General features: G+C 69.8%; 19 protein-coding genes. 8 read left to right on the plus strand and 11 right to left on the minus strand.

Translation table 11 applies throughout. The annotated features are described in order from the left end of the window. Nucleotides 1–171: 171 nt before the first annotated feature. From HNR51_RS04345 to HNR51_RS04355, 3 genes are all read right to left on the minus strand, one after another. Nucleotides 172–801, minus strand: coding sequence for a helix-turn-helix domain-containing protein (locus HNR51_RS04345; RefSeq protein ID WP_182554088.1), 630 nt, complete (start codon nt 799–801; stop codon nt 172–174). A 191-nt stretch (nt 802–992) separates the two neighbouring features. Next, nucleotides 993–1799, minus strand: a complete 807-nt coding sequence (gene thiD / locus HNR51_RS04350; RefSeq protein ID WP_182554089.1) for a bifunctional hydroxymethylpyrimidine kinase/phosphomethylpyrimidine kinase — start codon at nt 1797–1799, stop codon at nt 993–995. 216 nt (nt 1800–2015) lie between these two features. Next, on the minus strand, nt 2016–2744 hold the full coding sequence (locus HNR51_RS04355; RefSeq protein ID WP_012456679.1) for a thiamine phosphate synthase: 729 nt from the start codon (nt 2742–2744) through the stop codon (nt 2016–2018). 229 nt (nt 2745–2973) lie between these two features. On the opposite strand from HNR51_RS04355, the gene HNR51_RS04360 reads away from it, so the two are divergent. Continuing rightward, nucleotides 2974–3990, plus strand: a complete 1017-nt coding sequence (locus HNR51_RS04360) for an NUDIX hydrolase (protein ID WP_239681461.1) — start codon at nt 2974–2976, stop codon at nt 3988–3990. 8 nt (nt 3991–3998) lie between these two features. Here the strand turns inward: HNR51_RS04360 and HNR51_RS04365 are convergent, their stop codons facing one another. The 3 genes from HNR51_RS04365 to argC all read right to left on the minus strand — a co-directional run bounded on the left by HNR51_RS04365 (nt 3999) and on the right by argC (nt 6802). Then, the gene (locus tag HNR51_RS04365; RefSeq protein ID WP_012456681.1) at nt 3999–4274 is read right to left on the minus strand and encodes a hypothetical protein; all 276 of its coding nucleotides are present in this window, start codon (nt 4272–4274) and stop codon (nt 3999–4001) included. 209 nt (nt 4275–4483) lie between these two features. Continuing rightward, nucleotides 4484–5017, minus strand: a complete 534-nt coding sequence (locus tag HNR51_RS04370; RefSeq protein ID WP_012456682.1) for a Ros/MucR family transcriptional regulator — start codon at nt 5015–5017, stop codon at nt 4484–4486. Between the two features lie 840 nt (nt 5018–5857). Then, a complete protein-coding gene (argC, locus tag HNR51_RS04375) occupies nt 5858–6802 on the minus strand; it encodes an N-acetyl-gamma-glutamyl-phosphate reductase (RefSeq protein ID WP_182554091.1) in 945 nt (314 codons plus the stop codon). Nucleotides 6803–7048: 246 nt separating this feature from the next. Between argC and HNR51_RS04380 the strand changes: the two genes are divergently transcribed. Next, nucleotides 7049–7588 carry a hypothetical protein gene (locus tag HNR51_RS04380; protein ID WP_182554092.1) on the plus strand — a complete coding sequence of 180 codons (540 nt, stop codon included), beginning with the start codon at nt 7049–7051 and terminating at the stop codon, nt 7586–7588. Nucleotides 7589–7810: 222 nt separating this feature from the next. Here the strand turns inward: HNR51_RS04380 and HNR51_RS04385 are convergent, their stop codons facing one another. Together HNR51_RS04385 and HNR51_RS04390 are read right to left on the minus strand one after the other, a co-directional pair. Further along, entirely contained in the window at nt 7811–7981 is a 171-nt protein-coding gene (locus tag HNR51_RS04385; RefSeq protein ID WP_182554093.1) for a hypothetical protein, read from the minus strand. Between the two features lie 104 nt (nt 7982–8085). Beyond that, the gene (locus tag HNR51_RS04390; RefSeq protein ID WP_012456686.1) at nt 8086–8286 is read right to left on the minus strand and encodes a hypothetical protein; all 201 of its coding nucleotides are present in this window, start codon (nt 8284–8286) and stop codon (nt 8086–8088) included. 316 nt (nt 8287–8602) lie between these two features. Between HNR51_RS04390 and HNR51_RS04395 the strand changes: the two genes are divergently transcribed. The 6 genes from HNR51_RS04395 to HNR51_RS04420 are packed head-to-tail and all read left to right on the plus strand — an operon-like array spanning nt 8603 to nt 13149. Further along, the gene (locus HNR51_RS04395) at nt 8603–9520 is read left to right on the plus strand and encodes a 50S ribosomal protein L11 methyltransferase (RefSeq protein WP_182554094.1); all 918 of its coding nucleotides are present in this window, start codon (nt 8603–8605) and stop codon (nt 9518–9520) included. Between the two features lie 41 nt (nt 9521–9561). Beyond that, nucleotides 9562–11394: an aminopeptidase P family protein gene (locus HNR51_RS04400; protein ID WP_182554095.1), complete on the plus strand. Its 1833-nt coding sequence runs from the start codon at nt 9562–9564 to the stop codon at nt 11392–11394. 16 nt (nt 11395–11410) lie between these two features. Then, a complete protein-coding gene (locus HNR51_RS04405) occupies nt 11411–11662 on the plus strand; it encodes a DUF4258 domain-containing protein (RefSeq protein ID WP_182554096.1) in 252 nt (83 codons plus the stop codon). After that, nucleotides 11659–11856 carry a DUF2283 domain-containing protein gene (locus tag HNR51_RS04410; protein ID WP_182554097.1) on the plus strand — a complete coding sequence of 66 codons (198 nt, stop codon included), beginning with the start codon at nt 11659–11661 and terminating at the stop codon, nt 11854–11856. Before HNR51_RS04405 ends, HNR51_RS04410 begins: the two co-directional genes overlap by 4 nt. 16 nt (nt 11857–11872) lie before the next feature. Next, a complete protein-coding gene (locus tag HNR51_RS04415; RefSeq protein WP_182554098.1) occupies nt 11873–12346 on the plus strand; it encodes a low molecular weight protein-tyrosine-phosphatase in 474 nt (157 codons plus the stop codon). Continuing rightward, complete coding sequence (locus HNR51_RS04420) at nt 12343–13149, plus strand: fructosamine kinase family protein (RefSeq protein ID WP_182554099.1); 807 nt, start codon at nt 12343–12345, stop codon at nt 13147–13149. Before HNR51_RS04415 ends, HNR51_RS04420 begins: the two co-directional genes overlap by 4 nt. Nucleotides 13150–13250: 101 nt before the next feature. Here HNR51_RS04420 and HNR51_RS04425 read toward each other — a convergent pair whose 3' ends face one another. The 3 genes from HNR51_RS04425 to HNR51_RS04435 all read right to left on the minus strand — a co-directional run bounded on the left by HNR51_RS04425 (nt 13251) and on the right by HNR51_RS04435 (nt 16457). After that, the gene (locus HNR51_RS04425) at nt 13251–13634 is read right to left on the minus strand and encodes a nuclear transport factor 2 family protein (RefSeq protein WP_182554100.1); all 384 of its coding nucleotides are present in this window, start codon (nt 13632–13634) and stop codon (nt 13251–13253) included. Between the two features lie 131 nt (nt 13635–13765). After that, nucleotides 13766–15880, minus strand: a complete 2115-nt coding sequence (locus HNR51_RS04430) for an ABC transporter ATP-binding protein/permease (protein ID WP_141954020.1) — start codon at nt 15878–15880, stop codon at nt 13766–13768. A 247-nt stretch (nt 15881–16127) separates the two neighbouring features. Then, nucleotides 16128–16457: a hypothetical protein gene (locus HNR51_RS04435; RefSeq protein WP_141954022.1), complete on the minus strand. Its 330-nt coding sequence runs from the start codon at nt 16455–16457 to the stop codon at nt 16128–16130. Nucleotides 16458–16730 lie beyond the last annotated feature (273 nt).

Consider the following 16730-nt stretch of genomic DNA (forward strand, 5'->3'; position numbering starts at 1 on the left):
CTTGATCGCCTCGGTGCCGCTTTCCGTCATCCCGGGGCCGCGCAGCGGAACCCGGGATCCACCCGTGATGCGACACCGAATTGTGGCGTCGCGGCCCGTCATGAATTCCGGGCTCGCTTAGCATCGCCCCGGAAGGACGGGGTCGAACCGAACCGATCACCGGAAACGGTATCACTCCATCACGGCGGCCTTCATGATCACCACCATCGTCGCCCGGCCCGGCTCGTCGCCGAAGCAGCGGATGCTGTGGGGGCGGTCGCAGCGGTAGCGCAGGGTCTCGCCGGCATTGGCCCGCTGCACCTCGCCGGCCACTTCGACCTCGAAGCTGCCCTCCAGCACCGACAGCGACTCGACCGAGCCGCGTTGGTGCGCGTCGGATTCGAGCACGCCGCCGGGATCGGCGGTGACGTCGTACCATTGCAGCCACTCGACGGTCTTGATCCAGCCGATGATGGCCAGCCGCACCTTGCCGTCGTCGGAGACGAGACGCGGCGTGTCGGCCCGGGAGAAGCGCTCGATGAACGGCTCCTCGTCGGAGGTGGCGAGCACCCGCTCGATCGACACGTCGAGCGCCTGGCTGAGGCGCCAGATCGTGGCCAGCGTCGGGTTGGTCTCGTTGCGCTCGATCTGGCTGATGATCGACTTCGCCACGCCCGATTGCTCGGCGAGTTCGGAAAGCGAGAGGTTGTAGGCCTTGCGCAGACGCTGGATCGTCTTGCCGAGCTGGCCCGAGAGCACCTGGGCGCCGCTGGCGAGATCCTTCGGCCGTCCGCGTTCGAGGCTTGCCGCTATGTCCTGCATCACGTCGGTCCGCTGAACGTGCCCGCCGGGGCATTCGCGCGCCGAAAGCCCCCCTCACGGGCGGATCGGATCACGACGTCGTGGGCGGGGCACCGGAAGGCGTTCCGTTATCCGAACGAGCGTTTGGTCTGTCAAACGCAAAACGACGGCGAAGGCCGGGTTTTGCCCTGGCAGGTCTCCTTCGCGCGGGTCTACTGCCAGAGGGCGAAGAAGTGGTGGAGCGGGCCGTGGCCGTGGCCGATCGGCACGGAATCCGCGGCGCGGATCGCCGCCGTCACGTAGGTCTTGGCGCCGCCCACCGCCTCGGCGAGGCCCTGGCCGCGGGCGAGTCCGGCCGCCACCGCCGCCGAGAGGGTGCAGCCGGTGCCGTGGCTGTTGCGGGTCTCGATCCGCGGGGCCGCGAACCGGCGCAGCGTCCCGTCGACGCTGATGAGGTGATCGACGCTCTCGCGGCCTTCGCCATGACCGCCCTTGATCAGCACCGCCCGTGCGCCCCGCTCCAGCAGCCGCCTGGCTTGGCCCACGGCCTCGTTCTCGTGCCCGGCTTGGGCCTCGCCCAGCAGCGCCGCCGCCTCCGGCAGGTTGGGGGTGATGACGGTGGCGAGCGGCATCAGCTCGCCGCGCAGGGTCTCGACGGCTTCCTGCGAGATCAGCCGGTCGCCGCTGGTGGCGACCATGACGGGATCGAGCACCACCGGGATGCCGGCGGCGTGCCGCCGCAGCCCCTCGGCCACCGCCCGGATGGTCTCGGGCCGCGAGAGCATGCCGATCTTCACCGCGCCCACGGCGAGATCGGAAAATACCGAGTCGATCTGCGCCGCGACGAAGTCGGCCGGCACGTCGTGGATTGCCTGCACCCCGCGGGTGTTCTGCGCCGTGAGCGCCGTGACGACGCTGGCCCCGTAGACGCGCAGGGCCGCGAAGGTCTTGAGATCGGCCTGGATGCCGGCGCCCCCGCTCGAATCCGAGCCGGCGATGGTCAGGGCGATGGCAGTCATGGGCGTCTCCCGGCGTCTGTTCTTATGGCGTCGGCCTCTTGTAGAGCCGTATCCGGCCGGATTGCATCAGGCCGGCCTCTCCAGGTCTTTGTCCAGATCTTCGTTCCGACGCGCATTCCCGCGGCGGACCGGCGATCCTTTCGCCGGGCGGCGCTAGGTTTCTGTTTTTGCATCATCTTATTCCGAAAGCCGCAAACCACCTTTCGGGATGATGCTCTAGCGGGTTCCCGCGCCCCCGCGCTGGGCCAAAGCCTCGTCGACCCGCGCGCGCAGATCCCGCGCCTTGGCCTCGGTCGCGCCGCCCTTGAACAGGGCGCCGATCAGCGCCACGCCGTCGGCGCCGGCCCGGATGACGGAGGCCGCGTTGCTGGCGTCGATCCCGGCGATCGCCCCCAGCGGCAGGGCCTGGCCGCGGGCGAGGCGGCCGCGGAACACGATCCGCTGCAGCCCGTCGAGGCCGACCGGCGGGTCCGGATTGTCCTTGCTGGTGGTGGCGAACACGCCGCCGATGCAGGCGTAGTCGATGGGAAGGCGGTAGAGTTCGTCGGCCTGGGCGCCGGTCTTCACGGTGAGCCCGATGATGGCGCGGGGGCCGAGCAGGCGGCGCGCCTCCTCGGGGTGCAGGTCGGACTGGCCGAGATGCACGCCCTCGACGCCGGCGGCCAGCGCGAGGTCGATCCGGTCGTTGACGAGGAGCGGCGCCCGGCCGCCCACCGCCGCGTGGATCGCGCGGATCCGCGCGAGCGCCGCCCGGGCATTCGTCAAATCCTTGTCGCGGTACTGGAGCAGGGTGGTCCCGCCCGCCACCGCCTCCGCCGCCAGGGCGGCGAGCGCCGCCCCGTCGCCGCCGAGCACGCCGACATCGAGGATGCCGTAGAGACGCAGATCGACCGCGATCCCCGCCGATGACGGCCGCGACAAACCGAGCCCCGTTCCGATGCTCATGCCTGTCCTCCGTCCCGTCCGGCCGCCATGGTGGCCCCTTCGCTGATCCATCCGGTCTAGCAGGATCGGCCTGCCGCGGCGACCGTGACCGCAAGCGCCGGCGGAAACTCTGCGAATGACTCCTGCGGATGAGGCCGGACGTTCCGTTGACGGTGCCGGGGCCGATCCGGCAAGAGCGGTGAAGGGGCGGGGAATGCCCGGGGACGAGGGACGCAAGGCCGACGAACGCATGAGCACGGCCCAACCGGGTGTGATTGCCGCCGCGGCGGACAAGGGGGCGCGCACGGACAGCGCCGCCTCCAATGCCTCCTCCGTGGGGCTCGTGGCCGTGATCGTCGCGGCGACGGACGGTGAGCCGCGCGCGCTGACCGTGCAGGTCGAGGGCCAAGCCAAGGGCCGCGAGAGCGCCCTGCCCGCCGGGCCGCTGGTGCCCGAGCACGCCACCCTGGAGCGCGGCCTCCGGGCCTGGGTCGAGCAGCAGACCCACCAGCGCCTCGGCTATGTCGAGCAGCTCTACACCTTCGGCGACCGCGACCGCGAGGACGGGCAGCACGGCGTGCACCTGCTCTCGGTGGCCTATCTCGCCCTGGTGCGCGAGCTGCGCCCGGCGGGTCTCGCCGAGGCCGCGTGGCGCAACTGGTACCGCTACCTGCCCTGGGAGGATTTTCGCGAGGGCCGTCCCCCGGCGCTGGCCGAGATCGAGCCGCGCCTGATGGCCTGGGTCGCCGCCGCCGCCGATCCGAAGCTGCGGCGCCTGCGCGAGGACCGGGTCGGCCTCAGCTTCGGCATCGGCGGCGCCTGGAACGAGGAGCGCGTGCTGGAGCGCTACGAGCTGTTGTTCGAGGCCGGCTTGATCCCCGAGGCCAACGGGCAGACCGGCGCGGCCGTGCCCGACGACGTGGCGATCACCGGGCAGCCGATGGCCCACGACCACCGCCGGGTGCTCGCCACCGCGATCGGTCGCCTGCGCGGCAAGATCAAGTATCGCCCGGTGGTGTTCGAGCTGATGCCGCCCGCCTTCACCCTGCTCCAGCTCCAGCGCACCGTCGAGGCGCTCTCGGGCACGCGGCTGCACAAGCAGAATTTCCGCCGCCTCGTGGCGCAGCAGGGGCTCGTGGAGGAGACCGAGGCGCTCACCAGCGGCAATGCCGGGCGCCCGGCGCGGCTGGTGCGCTTCCGCCGGGAGGTTCTTCTGGAGCGCCCCGCGCCCGGCGTGCGCCTCACCCCGTCACGGCGGACGGTGTAGGCGCCGTCTCACCCCTGGAAGACGCGGCCGAACTGTTCGGGGCAGCCGGCGACGAGGGTGGGGGCGAGGGGCAGATCGGCGCGGGTGCAGAGGCTGAAGCCGTAATAGGGGGTCAGCAGGTCGGGTTCGGGAACGCGCACCCAGAGGCGGACCTTCGGCCAGTCCTCGTCCACGCTGACGAGGAGCATCTCCTGCGCCCGATCGAAGGCCGCAGCCTGCTCGCGAAACAGCAGCGCGACCGAGCGAATATCCGCAGCAACGACCTGCTTTTGTGCCCAAACCATCGGCAAAACGCCCTCCTTGTGGGCATTTGCCGGCTCGATCGCGGCGACTCAATCGGTCCTGGCGCAGGGCAGTTGCCACAGCGGACCACGGATTAAGGTCTCACGCGGATCGTTCGACACGCCTTCCGATGAGGCCGGCGTGCCTGCAGCGGGCGTCCGGATCGCGGGCTCGGCGCTGCCGAGCCCGCGTCATCCGAGCGGATCCGGCCTTAGGCCTGCGTTTCCTTCTTGCGGCGCGGGGCCCGGCGCTTCTTCTCCGGAGCGGGCTCCGGCTCGGCCGCCACCGGCTCGGGGGCCGCCTCGACTTCGGGCTCCGGATCGGCGCGGCGGCGCTGCTGGCCCAGGCCGAGGGCACGCGCCAGTTCGGAACGCTGCTCGGAATAGCTCGCCGACGTCATGGGGTAGTCGTTGGGAAGGCCCCACTTCGCGCGATACTGCTCGGGCGAGAGACCGCGCAGGGTGAGGTGGCGGCGCAGCGTCTTGTAGGGCTTGCCGTCCTCGAAGCTGATCAGGAAGTCGTGACTGATCGACTTGCGGATCTCCTGCGGCGTCGCCTTGGGCGGGCCGGTCTCGGCGGAGGGGCGGCCGCTCAGGCTGACCGTACGGATCGCTTCGTGCACTTCACCGAGAAGTTTCGGCAGCTCGGCGCTCTGAACGTGATTGTTGCTGACATAGGCAGAAACAACGTCGGCCGTGAGGGTAACGAGGCGGGCTGTTTCCGCGTCTTGTTCACTGGTGTCCATGGCGCAATCTTCTGTGAGTGGGGATTAGCTGCAATACGGTAAGCTCAGGGCCTTCGAGGAGCAAGACATCGTTCGCGAAATCGGATGCGCGCAGGTCGAAGAAAATGGAACCTGACGTGTGTTTGTGTGCAGCTCGAAAGGAAAAAACGTCAATGTGAAGCTGTGCGGGATAATGATTACGCCCAACTTCCGGGTATCTTCGATCAGCCGGTTGAAATATTGCAAATGTTAAGTTGCATGCTGACGCTGCGCGGAAAGCCATGCGATTTCAACGGTTTGAAAATTTGATCGACCGCCCGGTTCATCCCTCCGCACGGAGCGTGACGTCGCCGGTTCGAACCTTGCGGGCATGGCAGTCCGATACGCCTCTCGGTTGCGACACCCTGTCGCGGGATTACGTATTTTCTGTGGATTTCCGAATTTGAAATTAGTGGGCGCGGATGTGCCGACGCAACGCGCCCGGTTCTGCCGGTTGTCGGGCGAGACGCATCTTCACCTCCGCCGCCTCATGATGCGGAAGGGCGCGGAAACAACAGGGCGGTCCGCTGGAAGCACTCCGCGCCGGGCCGAGGATGAAGGCTTCGAGCCGGTGGAACGGCGCTTCGAATTCTGTGCCGCAAGAGCGGCGCGCCGAAGGACTTGAATCCTTGCCGGCTGTCGGCAGGCCGGTCTTGCAAGGCTTTGGCGGCTTGTCTGGGAATACGAGGGCAATGCTGCCAAAGCCGCCATCGCGGGCCGCTTCGTCGAGGTTTCGTCGCGATGTCGTTGCGCCGCGACGGGTCCGGCACCGCGCCGGTCGCGCGGTGCCGGTCCATTGTCGGGCCGGGTTGGGCCGGCGGATCAGTCGAGCCCGAGCATCAGCCCGAGATTCTGCACCGCCGCACCCGAGGCGCCCTTGCCGAGATTGTCGAGGCGACCGACCAGCACCGCCTGGCCATGGCTGTCGGAGCCGAAGACCCGCAATTCGAGCCGGTCGGTGTCGTTGAGGGCTTCCGGTTCGAGGCGCTCGCGATGGGCGCCTTCCTCGGCGCCGCGCACGACCTTCACCAGCGGCGTGTCCGCGTACCAGTCGGCCAGCGCATCCTCGAGCTCGCCCGCGCCCGGGCGGCCGGGCAGGGCGCCGAGATGCAGCGGGATGCTGACCAGCATGCCCTGGCGGAAGTTGCCGACGGACGGAATGAAGATCGGCCGACGGGTCAGCCGGCTATAGGCCTCGATCTCCGGCAGGTGCTTGTGGCCGAAGCCGAGCCCGTAGAGCTGGAACGGCGCCCCATCCCCGCGCTCGTAGGCCTCGATCATGCTGCGGCCGCCGCCGCTATAGCCGCTCACCGCGTTGATGCTGATGGGATGGTCCGATGGAATCAGGCCCCGCTCCACCAGCGGACGCAACAGAGCGATCGCCCCGGTCGGGTAGCAGCCGGGATTGGCGACCCGGCGGGCGCCGCGGATGGCGTCGGCCTGATCCGGCGCCATCTCGGCGAAGCCGTAGACCCAACCCGGGGCGATGCGGTGGGCGGTGCTGGCGTCGAGCAGCTTCGGGCCGCCCTCTCGCAGGCTGTCGGCGAGGGCGGCGGTCTCGCGGGAGGCGTCGTCGGGCAGGCAGAGCACGACGAGATCGACCTCTTCGAGGATCGCGCGCTTCGCACCCGCATCCTTGCGGCGCTCGTGCGGGATGCTGACGAGGCGCACCCTGCCCTCCCGCTCCAGGCGCTCGCGGATGCCGAGGCCGGTGGTGCCGGCCTCGCCATCGATGAACACCCTGGGGGGGCTGACGCCGTCGGACATCGCAACAATCCTCGCTCGGCCCGGATCCGGGCCGCTGTGACAAAGGGAGCTCCCGGCCGCGTCGGGCACTTCCTGAAAATTACGCTTCGGTGGCGCGGAGGTGGAAGCTTCCTCCGTCCCTGTCAACGCCCCGTTGCGCCCGCATCCGGCCCGCCACGTCATCCTCCGGTGGACCGGCGCGGCGCGGCCGGAACCCACGATGACGCCCTCTGTTGACAGCCGAATGTCGCTCAGGAGGCGAAAACGATGTCAGGAACCGCGAAGAAGACCGATCCGAAGCTCTGGGACAAGGTCAAGAAGGAGGTCACGCAATCCTCCAAGGGCGGCAAGCCCGGCCAGTGGTCGGCCCGCAAGGCGCAGATGGCCACCAGCGAATACAAAAAGGAGGGCGGCGGTTACGCCGGCAAGAAGACCGGCGACAACCACCTCAAGCAATGGACCGAGGAGGAGTGGGGTACGAAGTCGGGCAAGGAAAGCGGCAAGACCGGTGAGCGCTACCTTCCCAAGAAGGCGCGCGAGAAGCTGTCCGACTCCGAATACGCGCGCTCGACCGCCAAGAAGCGCGCCGATTCCGCCAAGGGCAAGCAGCATTCCAAGCAGCCCGCGGACGTGGCGAAGAAATCGGCCTCCGCCCGCGACACCGGGGCCAAGTCCGGCAAGACCTCGAACAAGGGCGGCCATGGCGGCGCAACCAAGGCGGAGCTGATGCAGCGCGCCCGCAAGCAGGACATTCCCGGCCGCTCGAAGATGACGAAGGGTGAGCTGGAGCGCGCGCTCGCGTCCTGATCATCGCGGGGCGGAGCGGGGCGACCCGTTCCGCCCTCCTCAAAAGCGCGCCGCTGTGCTTGTTTCCCGCACCGGCACGGTCGGGTCGGCGACCGTCCTAGTGTCGGTCCCTCAAGCCTCATACCAGAGCCGGTGGATCCCTTCGGGATCGCGGATCGGGTCTTCGCTCAAGCGCCGCGCGCGTGCTGAGACGGCGTCCGCTTCGAGCAGGCGAACACGAGATCAGTTCTCGTCGGGGCCCGCGGCCGAGGGCTCGGGTTCGTCGGCGGTGTAGCCTTCGAGCCAATCCAGGCTCTCCTGGGAACCCGCCTCGTAGGGATTGGCGGAATCGGGCTTGCCCATCGTCTTGGCGGCCCTGCCCTCTTCGAAGATCTTGCTCGATATCACGGCCATCGACCGCTCCTTTCTCGATGCGTGCCCGGCGCGGCGCCGGGCCGGAGGTGCGGGAGAGAAGTGCCCCGGCCCGGCCGGGGTTCCCCCTTATGGCAGTGCCGGGTTCAGGCGACCGGATCGATGTCCTGGGGCGGCTTGACCTCGGCGCGGTGGAGCCGGCTCAGCAGCACGAGCAGGGGGCCCGGCAGCGGGGCTTCGAGGGTGTCCGGAGCGAGGATGTCCACGTTCGCGACGCGGCGGCGGTCGGGCCGCGGCTCGCGCTTCACGATGACGGGGGAACGACGACGGACGGATCTGGGTGTCATGACGCGACGAAACTCATGGGGCGCCTGATGGACGAGGCTCGAAGAGGCGCCCCGCACGCGCCCCGGCAACCGGGATGACCCCGCCGGCCATGGGGCCGACGAGGGGCGAGGCGGGACGCTTCGGATCGTGTGAACGCCGCCTCCCGGCGCCGGTTCCACTGACCTCGTCTACGAATTAAACATTATGCCTGTGGATTAAGCATGTTTCGCCTTGCCTGTGCTTTTGGTGACATGCAGCCGAGCCGCCTTGCAAATGCGGCGCGGGCGCGCGTGAAGTGCGTGGCCCTGGCGGCGGGAGGGTGGTAGAGGGCGGCCCATGCTCGAAGGTCTGCCGCCGCACCGACCCACGCACGTCCTGCGCCTGATCACGGACGAGCCCTCCGCTCGCGCCATGACCGAGCTTCTGGGCGAGATGTTCGATCCCATGGAGACGGCGGTCGCCGCCTTCGAGGTGGAGGAGACCGGCGCGTGGCGGCTGGAAGCCTACTTCTCGGAGGAGCCCGACGCGGAGATGATCCGCGACCTGATCCGCCCGGTGGTCGGCGCGCAAGCGGACGAGGCCGCCTTCGAGACCATCGACCAGCAGGACTGGGTGCGCGCCTCGCTGGAGGGGCTGAAGCCGGTCCGCGCCGGGCGCTTCCTCGTCCATGGCAGCCACGACCGGGATCAGGTGCGGGCCAACGACCTCGCCATCGAGATCGAGGCGGCGCTCGCCTTCGGCACCGGCCACCACGGCACCACGCTTGGCTGCCTGCGGGCCCTGGTGGCCGAATTGAAGCAACGGCGCCCGGCGCGGATCCTCGATGTCGGCACGGGCACGGGTATCCTGGGCTTTGCCGCCGCCAAGGCGCTGCACACGCCGGTGGTGGCCGGAGACCTCGATCCGGAGGCGGTGACGACCGCCCACGGCAATGCCCGGCTCAACGGGCTCGGGCCCTACATGCGCCTCTACACCGCGCCGGGCGTGCGCCACGCCCTGGCCGACCGGTCCCGCCGCTTCGACGTGGTGTTCGCCAACATCCTGGCCCGCCCGCTCAAGCGGCTCGCCCCCACGCTCACCGCCGTGGTGGCCGATGACGGCGTGCTGATCCTGTCCGGCCTGATCGAGCGCGACGTGCCCGGCGTGCTCTCGACCTACCGCCACCGCGGCTTCCATCTCGCCCGCTCCGGCGTGATCGAGGGGTGGGCGACGCTGGTGCTGCGCCGGGGCGGGGCGGCGGCGCGCCCGCGCTGACGAGGGTGTCGCGGGGGCGCTCGACGCGGTAGGTTTCCGCCATGACGACATCCCCTCCCCGCTTCCAGACCTTCGACGATCCGAGCCACGCCAAGGGATCCGAGCGGATCGAGGCCCTTCGCGCGGCGCTCCGCGAAATCCGCGCCGACGGCTTCGTGGTGCCGCGGGCCGACGAGCATCAATCGGAATACGTGCCGGCCCAGGCCGAGCGCCTCGCCTGGCTCACCGGCTTCACCGGCTCGGCCGGCCTCGCGGTGGTGCTCACGGAGGCGGCCGCCCTGTTCGTCGATGGCCGCTACACCCTTCAGGCGCCGGAGCAGGTCGATACCGGCACGATCACCGTGGTCCCGCTCACGGAAGCGACGCCGGAGGCGTGGCTCGGCACCCATCTGAAGCCGGGCCAAGTGCTCGCCTACGATCCCTGGCTCCACACGCCCGATGGCGTGGCCCGCCTGGAGCGCGCCGCGTCCAAGGCGGGCGCGACCTTGCGCCCGGTGCCGGACAACCTCGTGGATGCGGTCTGGGCCGGGCGGCCCCGGCCACCGTCAGGCCGCGTCGTGGCCCATCCCGACGCGCTGGCCGGCGAGACGCGGGGCGAGAAGCTCGACCGCATCCGCGCCGCGCTCGCGGAAGGCGGGCTCGACGCCCTGGTGATCTCCGATCCGCACAACCTCGCCTGGACCTTCAACCTGCGCGGCGCCGACATCCCGCACACACCGCTGGCCCTCGGCTACGCGCTCGTGCCCCACGAGGGCCGGGCGAGCCTCTATCTGACCTCGCCGGACATCGAGGCGGATCTGCGCGCCGCGCTCGCCGGGCTCGCCGACATCCGCCCGCGCGCCGCGTTCGAGGCGGATCTCGCCGGCCTCTGCAAGGCGGCCGCGCGCGTGCGGCTCGATGCGGCGACGGGGGCCTCCGCCCTCAAGGACCGCGTCGAGGCGGCGGGCGGCGTCGCCGATCTCGGCGCCGATCCGGTCACCGCGATGAAGGCGATCAAGAACGCCGCCGAGATCGCCGGCACCCGTGCCGCGCATCATCGCGACGGGCTTGCCGTGACCCGCTTCCTCGCGTGGCTCGACCGCGCCGCAGCCGAGGGGGTGAGCGAGATCGCCGCCGTCGAGGCGCTGGAGGATTTCCGCCGGGAGAGCGGCCTGCTGCGGGACGTCTCCTTCCCGACGATCTCCGGCTCGGGCCCCAACGGCGCCATCGTCCATTACCGCGTCACCCGCGCCACCGACCGCACCGCGCAGCCCGGCGAGCTCTTCCTGATCGATTCCGGCGCGCAATACGCCGACGGCACCACCGACATCACCCGCACCGTCGCGATCGGCACGCCGACGGACGAGATGCGCGACCGCTTCACCCGCGTGCTCAAAGGCCACATCGCCATCGCCCGCGCCAGCTTCCCCGAGGGCACGACGGGGGCGCAGATCGACGCCTTCGCCCGGGCGAGCCTTTGGGAGGCGGGCCTCGATTACGATCACGGCACCGGCCACGGCGTCGGCGCCTTCCTCTCGGTCCACGAGGGCCCGCAGCGCATCGCCAAGACCGGCACGGTGGCCTTGAAGCCCGGCATGATCCTTTCGAACGAGCCGGGCTATTACCGGACGCGTGCCTACGGCATCCGCATCGAGAACCTGATCCTCGTGGAGGCGCGGACGATCCCTGGCGGCGACCGCCCGATGCTCGGCTTCGAGACCCTGACGCTCGCCCCCATCGACCGCCGTTTGATCGATCCGGCCCTGCTCCGTCCGGCCGAGACGGCTTGGCTCGACGCCTACCACGCGCGGGTGCGCGAAGCCCTCTCGCCGGATCTCGACGCGCCGACGCGGGATTGGCTCGCGGCGGCGACGCGGCCGCTCGGGGCGCGATAGGGCAATCCCGTCGGCGATGAAGATCGTCTACGGCAGCCACGCCCTCGATACCCTCACGGAGCGTGGCATCGAACGCGAATGGGTCGCGCGGAGGCTGGCGAAACCGGACCGCGTCGAGCCGGACCCCGTCCATCCGGATCGGATGCGTGCCTTTCGGACTCTGCCCGAGCGCGACGGGCGCGTGCTGCGCGTGGTATATGTCCCCGTGCCGGGTGGCGCGCGCGTGGTGACGATGTTCCTTGATCGCGGCAGGAGGAGGAAGGCGTGAAGAGCGGCTACGATGCCGAGAGCGATGCGCTCTATCTCCGCTTCACCGAGACACCCATCGTCGAGAGCGAGGAGGTGCGGCCTGGGATCGTCCTCGATTTCGATGCCGAGGGCCGGATCGTCGCACTCGAGATCCTGGACGCGACCGAACATCTGGCGAGCGGCACCGACCTCGCCGCTCTGACGGCCGCCTGAGACGCACCCCTCGACGATGCCCGAGCGTTCCGCAATCCTGTTCGTGTGCCTGGGCAACATCTGCCGTTCGCCGCTTGCCGAGGCCGCCTTTCGGCGGGAGGCGGAGCGGATCGGGCTCGACGTCGCGGTCGATTCCGCCGGGACCGGCGACTGGCATGTGGGCGAGCCGCCGGACCGCCGCGCCATCGCGGTGGCGCGGGCGAACGGCGTCGACATCTCCGGCTATCGCGGACGGCAGGTCACGGCGGCCGATTTCGACCGCTTCGATCACGTCGTCGCCCTGGATCTCGCCAACCTCGCTAGGCTGCGGGCCCTGCGGCCGGCCAAGTCACGGGCGGACCTGAGCCTGCTCCTCGACCACGTGCCGGGCCGTGAAGGAGAGCCGGTGGCCGACCCCTATTACGGGGCTGATGCGGGTTTCGACACGACCTGGGCCGACGTGACGGCAGGGGCGCAGGTCCTCGCCCGCCGGCTCGCGGGACCGGAATGAGCGGCCTCGCCCGGCACGCGGCCGACCTCGTCGGCGTGCCCCTTGCCGAGGCGCGGCCCATGGCGGGCGGCGACCTTTCGCAATGCCTGCACCTGCGGTTGGAAGACGGGCGCGAGGCGGTGGCGAAGACCGGGCCGGCGCCGCGGGAAGAGGCGCGGATGCTCGCGGCACTGGCCGCGGCCGGCGCCCCGGCCCCCGCGGTGCTCGCCGTGGACGAGACGGCGCTCGTCCTCGAATGCCTGCCCGATACGGGCGCAGGACCCGGCGCCGAGGCCGATCTCGGCCGGGTCGTCGCCCGCCTGCATGCCGCCGAGGGCGGGCGCTATGGCTGGCCTGCCGATTACGCCTTCGGCCCCGTCGTCATCGCCAACGGCTGGAGCGACGACTGGCCGGCCTTCTGGGCCGAGCGCCGCCTGCTCTGCCATGCCCGCCACCTCCCTGCCCCGCTGATCCGCCGGATCGAGACCCTGGCCCGCGACCTTGAGAACCGTCTGCCGCGGCGGCCGCGCCCTGCCCTGCTCCACGGCGACCTGTGGGGCGGCAACGTGCTCTATGCCGGCAACCGGGTCTCAGGGCTGATCGACCCCGCCTGCTATCACGGTCATGCCGAGGTCGATCTGGCGATGCTGAGCCTGTTCGGACGGCCCGGCCCCGCCTTCCGCGAGACCTACGGCGCGTCCGAGCCCGGCGCGGCCGAGCGCGCGCCGATCTACAAGCTCTGGCCGGCCCTCGTGCATTGGCGCCTGTTCGGCGACGGCTATCGCGGCATGGTCGAGGGTTTCTTGGAGATGGCCGGGGTGTGACCGCTGCGGGCGTCGGTGGTGCCCTGCCGAGGCAAGCCGCGCGCAGGTCTCGACGCACCCTTCGTCAAGGCGAGGTGATCGGGGCTCTCGAAGGAGACCGCTCAGAACATCCCGTTCGCGTTAGCGGAGGTTTCGGGCAGGGTCTGCATCACGTCCCAATGCTCGACGATCCGGCCGTCGTCGTCGAGGCGGAAGATGTCGATAGCTGCGTAGTCGTGGTCCCCCGGCCAGTGCTGGAGACAGTGCAGCACGACGCAATCGCCCTCCGCGATCGCCCGTTTCACCTCGACCCGCTTGCCCGGCCACTCGCGCGCCATGCGCTCGAAATAGGCGATGAAGCCGTCCTTGCCGCTCGCCACGTGCGGGTTGTGCTGGATGTACTCGTCTCCGGCATAGCGCTCGATCGCTTCCCGCGGTCGGCAATCGTTGAACATCAACTCGTAGAAGGCGACGACGTTGGCCTTGTTCTTCGCGAGGTCGGTCATGCGGTCGCTCCCTGTCGGCGGACGGTGTGCGATCATGCCCGAACGGCGAAGGTTCGTCGTCAGCGCGGCACTGAGAGGCCCGCGACCGCAGGGCGGTGTCGCCCTGCCGTGGAGTAAGGCGGTCGTTCCCCCTACTCCGCCGGGGCTGGCATGGCCGACAGCCGCGGCTCGAAACGGCCCTCGCCGGCCGACTTCATCTCCAGGCGCTGGTCGTGATGCTTGTTCAGGGTCGAGCGGTGGCCGATCGAGACGAGGGTGGTGCCGGGCAGGGTCTCGCGCAGCATCCGGTAGATCGTCGCTTCGGTCTCCTCGTCGAGGGCGGCGGTCGATTCATCGAGGAACAGCCAGTCGGGCTTGGCCAGGATCGCCCGCGCGATGGCGAGGCGCTGCTGCTCGCCGCCCGACAGGCGCCGGTCCCAGCTGTCGACCGCGTCGAGCTGGTCGGCGAGCTGCGGCAGCTGCGCCGCCCGCAGGGCATCGCGGATCGCCTCGTCGGAGAAGGTATCGACCGTGTGCGGGTAGGCCACCGCGCCGCGCAGCGAGCCGAGCGGGATGTAGGGCCGCTGCGGCAGAACCAGCGCCGATTGCCCGGCCGGCACGTCGACCCGGCCCTTGCCGAAGGGCCAGATCCCGGCGATCGCCCGGAACAGGGTCGATTTGCCCGAGCCCGAGGGGCCGCTGAGCAGGGTCGCGCGGTTCTTGGGCAGTTCGAACGAGGCGCCGCGCACGATCTCGCGGCCGTCGGGGAGCGCGAGGGTGAGGTCGCGCGCGGTCACGGCGCCGGCGGTGTCGTTGCCGTTGGCGAGGCCGTAGCCCGCGCCCGCCAGGGCCTCGGCCTTGGTCATCGCCCGCTTGAACGAGCCGAGACGGATCGTGTTCGCCTTGTAGGCCGCGAGGATGGTGTAGGAATTGATGAAGAAGTTCAGCGAGTTCTGAACGTTGCTGAACGCGTTCGAGGTCTGCTGCAGCGCGCCCAGGGTGATCTTCTTGGCGAAGAACGACGGGGCGGCGATGACGAGCGGGAAGATCGTGCTCGCCTGCCGGTAGCTGAAGGTGAAGGCGATCAGCTTGATGCGGCGGAAGATGATGCCGACGTAGTTGTCGACGATGGCGTGGAACAGCGTCGAGAGCCGCGAGGATTCGGCCCGCTCACCGCGCAGCAGCGCGATCTGCTCCGAGTAGATGCGGTTGCGCGCCAGCGCGAAGCGGAAATCCGCCTCGACCTGCTCCTGCCGGTAATCGAGGCCGATGAGCGGCTTGCCGATCAGGTGGGTGAGCCACGTGCCGACCACGGCGTAGGCGATCACCAGCCAGACCAGGAAGCCCGGGATCACCGTGTCGGTGAACGGCAGCACGAAGTCGCGCGAGAGCGTCCACAGGATGACGATGAAGGAGACGAGCTGCGCGGCCTGCGACAGCAGCCGGGTCGAGAGGGTCGTCGTCTGGGCGATGAAGTTGTTGACGTCCGACTGGATGCGCTGGTCCGGGTTGTCGGCGTGCTCGTCGACGAAGGGGATGCGGTAATGCGTGCCCTCGCCCAGCCAGCGCTCATAGAGGTTGTGGGTGAGCCAGGTGCGCCAACGGAGCTGCAGGCCGGAATCGACGTAGATGTCGAACATGCCGATCACGACGTTGAGCACCGCCAGCGGCACGAAGATGTAGCCGAGCTGATACCAGAAGGACGGCGCGTCGAATTCCTGCAGCGCGTTGTACATGTCGCGGTAGAAGAAGTTGAACCGCAGCGTCAGCGCCACGTCGGCGAAGTTCACGAAGATCGACAGCGCGACGAGGTTGCGGCCGATCTGACCCTCGGTGCGTCCGAAGCGGCGGAACATGCCGATTTCCCGGCTCGGCGCGTCGTGGCTCGCGAAATAGGGGTCGGCGATCAGGGTGATGTCGCGGATCGGCTTCCAGTGCGACACGGCGAGCACGATGGCGGCGAACACCACCGATCCGGTCGCCGCGAAATCCGGCGGCAGCAGCGCCGCGACGGTGGCGGGCAGCGCACCCATGGCGGCCAGCGTCTTGGCGCCCGCGAGCACGAGGTAGCCGACGCCGTAGACCGAGACGAAGATCTTGAGATAGGCCGAGAGGGTGTTCGAGGCGACGAGGATGCCGGCCATCGCAAAGCCCGCCAGCGAAACGTAGAGCGGCGGACTTGGAATCCCTGGCATCGCAAGAAGCAGGAGCGCGACGAGCGCGGTCAGCACGGCCTGGATGCCGAGCCTGCTCTTCAATGCCGCCACGCGGATCACTCCCTCTCGTTGCACCGGTCCCGCCCCACCCCCGTCTCGGGCGATGCGTCGGCCACCGGCTCCATCGCCGCATTCGGCGGCCCTGACCATCCGTCATGGCGAGAACGTGGCGTGGGGCCGCACCTGTCACGTGAAATTTCGGTCATGTCCCGGCGCGCGGCGGTCGCACCTCAGCGCCGCGCGCCCTCAGGTGCGACACCTTGCATCGCCTCGGGCCGCCCCGGATCGTCTCCGGTCGTCAGTTGGCGTCCCAGTTCCAGTCGCCGTAATCTGGCTCGCGGCAGCGATAGCCGATCGGACATTGCGGGTTGTCGCGGGTGGGGACGAAGCGCAACTCGGCGATCTCGGCGAGGTCGCAGAAGCTGCGGTCACGCACGAAGCGTTCGGGCGGGCGCCCGCCGAAGCCGAGCGTCACCGCGCCCTCCGCCTTCACGATGGCCATCGCCTCCGCACAGGTCGGGCGCGCCGACTGCGTGCGCGGCTGGGCGAAGGCGGGGTCGTGGGCGAAGGGCGACGCCAGAAGGGGCGCCAGTGCCGAGCCGAGAACGGCGAGGGTGACAGGTTTCATCACGCAGGTACGGCCGACGGCCGATCGCGGCCGCCAAGCTTGACCATGGCAGGTTCCATCTGCGGCGGGAAGGGGTTGCCGTGCCTGTGCCGCATTCCCGGCGTCTACCCTGGCAGGCGGGCCACGGCGGGGCCTCGCGACCGGCCTGTCGTGGCGCGCTGTCCGATGGACGCGTGGGCGCCGCTGAAGCCTCGAGCGAGGGCTGATCGACGGCTTATCGAGGACTTGGCGATCGGCCGATTTTCCGGCATCTCGGTTAACAAACGATGACCG

Origin of the sequence: Methylorubrum thiocyanatum (assembly GCA_014138645.1) — a bacterium.
In the GTDB taxonomy this organism is placed as follows: domain Bacteria; phylum Pseudomonadota; class Alphaproteobacteria; order Rhizobiales; family Beijerinckiaceae; genus Methylobacterium; species Methylobacterium thiocyanatum.

Coding starts and splice junctions, on each gene's coding strand:
- HNR51_RS04345 (WP_182554088.1), bottom strand. CDS start 801: ATGCAGGACATAGCGGCAAGCCTCGAACGCGGACGGCCGAAGGATCTC.
- thiD (WP_182554089.1), bottom strand. CDS start 1,799: ATGACTGCCATCGCCCTGACCATCGCCGGCTCGGATTCGAGCGGGGGC.
- HNR51_RS04355 (WP_012456679.1), bottom strand. CDS start 2,744: ATGAGCATCGGAACGGGGCTCGGTTTGTCGCGGCCGTCATCGGCGGGG.
- HNR51_RS04360 (WP_239681461.1), top strand. CDS start 2,974: ATGAGCACGGCCCAACCGGGTGTGATTGCCGCCGCGGCGGACAAGGGG.
- HNR51_RS04365 (WP_012456681.1), bottom strand. CDS start 4,274: ATGGTTTGGGCACAAAAGCAGGTCGTTGCTGCGGATATTCGCTCGGTC.
- HNR51_RS04370 (WP_012456682.1), bottom strand. CDS start 5,017: ATGGACACCAGTGAACAAGACGCGGAAACAGCCCGCCTCGTTACCCTC.
- argC (WP_182554091.1), bottom strand. CDS start 6,802: ATGTCCGACGGCGTCAGCCCCCCCAGGGTGTTCATCGATGGCGAGGCC.
- HNR51_RS04380 (WP_182554092.1), top strand. CDS start 7,049: ATGTCAGGAACCGCGAAGAAGACCGATCCGAAGCTCTGGGACAAGGTC.
- HNR51_RS04385 (WP_182554093.1), bottom strand. CDS start 7,981: ATGGCCGTGATATCGAGCAAGATCTTCGAAGAGGGCAGGGCCGCCAAG.
- HNR51_RS04390 (WP_012456686.1), bottom strand. CDS start 8,286: ATGACACCCAGATCCGTCCGTCGTCGTTCCCCCGTCATCGTGAAGCGC.
- HNR51_RS04395 (WP_182554094.1), top strand. CDS start 8,603: ATGCTCGAAGGTCTGCCGCCGCACCGACCCACGCACGTCCTGCGCCTG.
- HNR51_RS04400 (WP_182554095.1), top strand. CDS start 9,562: ATGACGACATCCCCTCCCCGCTTCCAGACCTTCGACGATCCGAGCCAC.
- HNR51_RS04405 (WP_182554096.1), top strand. CDS start 11,411: ATGAAGATCGTCTACGGCAGCCACGCCCTCGATACCCTCACGGAGCGT.
- HNR51_RS04415 (WP_182554098.1), top strand. CDS start 11,873: ATGCCCGAGCGTTCCGCAATCCTGTTCGTGTGCCTGGGCAACATCTGC.
- HNR51_RS04420 (WP_182554099.1), top strand. CDS start 12,343: ATGAGCGGCCTCGCCCGGCACGCGGCCGACCTCGTCGGCGTGCCCCTT.
- HNR51_RS04425 (WP_182554100.1), bottom strand. CDS start 13,634: ATGACCGACCTCGCGAAGAACAAGGCCAACGTCGTCGCCTTCTACGAG.
- HNR51_RS04435 (WP_141954022.1), bottom strand. CDS start 16,457: ATGAAACCTGTCACCCTCGCCGTTCTCGGCTCGGCACTGGCGCCCCTT.